At 48.2% G+C, this 1120-nt stretch carries 1 protein-coding gene; it reads left to right on the forward strand.

The window, feature by feature from the left end; genetic code table 11:
- Positions 1–43: 43 nt before the first annotated feature.
- Positions 44–1120 (forward strand): IS3 family transposase gene (locus ACF8D4_RS12965; protein WP_392465218.1). Its coding sequence is split into 2 segments (ribosomal slippage), with 1078 coding nucleotides annotated over them: positions 44–281 and positions 281–1120; the frame shifts between segments, so codons are not numbered across the junction. This gene is flagged as partial in the annotation.

Here is a 1120-nt window from a genome sequence, read left to right on the forward strand (position 1 = left end):
GACGCCTCACAGTTAGATAAAATGACTGTAAAGAGAGGTGTTTATGAGTGGTAAACGTTACCCTGAAGAGTTCAAAATTGAAGCGGTCAGACAGGTTGTTGACCGCGGTCATTCCATTGCAGATGTTGCACATCGCTTAGATATCACCACCCATAGCCTGTATGCCTGGGTAAAAAAGTACGGCCCCGATAACAAGCAGCATAATGACCTGTCGGAGGCGCAGGCAGAAATAAAACGCCTACAAAAGGAGCTGAAGCGGGCGACCGAAGAACGCGATATTCTAAAAAAAGCCGCGGCGTACTTCGCAAAGCTATCCGACTGAGGTACGCCTTTATCAAGGATCACCGTGGCAGCTGGCCAGTACGTTGGCTGTGCGACATGCTGGATGTTCATCCAAGCGGTTATTATGCCTGGAGCAAACAACCTCACTCTGTTCGTGACAGAGCTAATCGTCGACTTACTGGGTTAATCAAGCAGTTCTGGCTGGAGTCAGGTTGTGTGTATGGGTACCGCAAAATCCACTCTGACTTACGCGATACGGGTGAGTGCTGTGGCATTAACCGGGTTTTCCGCTTGATGCAATCTGAAGGACTTAAAGCACAGGTTGGTTATCGAAAGCCCCGAGTACGCAGGGGCGAAAGCCATGTTGTTGTGCCTAATCGCTTACAGCGCCAGTTCAATCCGACCACACCTGACGAAGCGTGGGTAACAGATATCACCTATATTCGCACACATGAGGGCTGGTTATATCTGGCGGTCGTGGTGGATTTGTTTTCCCGTCGGGTTGTTGGTTGGTCGATGCAGTTCCAAATCAGCAAAGACATTGTCCTGAACGCGCTGTTAATGGCTGTGTGGCGACGTCAGCCAACTAAACAAGTTATGGTGCACTCCGATCAAGGTAGCCAATATACCAGCCATGACTGGCAAGCATTTTTAAAAGCACACGGTCTACAAGGTAGTATGAGCAGACGAGGAAATTGCCATGATAACGCTGTAGCAGAAAGCTTTTTCCAGTTGCTGAAGCGTGAGCGGATCAAACGTAAAATCTACACAAGTCGTGAAGAAGCCAGAAGTGATGTATTTGATTACATCGAAATGTTTTACAACAGCAAACGGAAAC

This window comes from Shewanella sp. YQ_9 (genome assembly GCF_043103185.1).
Lineage (GTDB): Bacteria > Pseudomonadota > Gammaproteobacteria > Enterobacterales > Shewanellaceae > Shewanella > Shewanella algae.